The following is a 540-nucleotide window of genomic DNA, read 5'->3' on the forward strand; positions in this document are numbered from 1 at the left end:
TCGGTTTGATGTAACCGTTATCCAGCAGTTCTTGAAAAGGCAGGCACAACGAGTTTGGAATATGGCCACTGTGCAATCCTTCTCTTGGCTCAGGCACTTCACCAAAAAAGCGCGCTCGTGAGCGAGCATCAACAATATGCGCACTGCAATTGTTTGAGTACTCTAATACTGCATTTGCGTCCAAAAATGCATTTTTATTTAATTTTCCCGAAAAATTTCCTAATTGTTCAGGTTTTGCGAGCGAATCTACGACGGGCAATCCCGCTTCTATCCAAGCTGGAAGTCCACCATTAAGTACTTTGACGTTCTCGTGTCCCATCGCTTTGAGCATCCACCATGCGCGTGGTGAAGCAAGCGTACCTGAGTTGTCATAAACGATGATCAAGTCTTCGTTATTTAGCCCAAGCTTTTGTGCGCTTACATTAAATCCTGCTTCGGTTGGCATCATGTGCGGCAAAGAGGTATCAGGCAGACAAAAATCATTGTCGTAATCAAAACGGTAAGTGTTTGGAATCCATTTATCGGTGATTTTTTTGCTTT

General features: G+C 43.7%; 1 protein-coding gene. It reads right to left on the reverse strand.

What is annotated here, in order from left to right; translation table 11 throughout:
* A partial coding sequence (locus tag R7Q11_RS28830; RefSeq protein ID WP_263857234.1) for a sulfurtransferase occupies positions 1-540 on the reverse strand: 540 nt, incomplete at both ends.

Source organism: Vibrio sp. 970 (assembly GCF_033339075.1).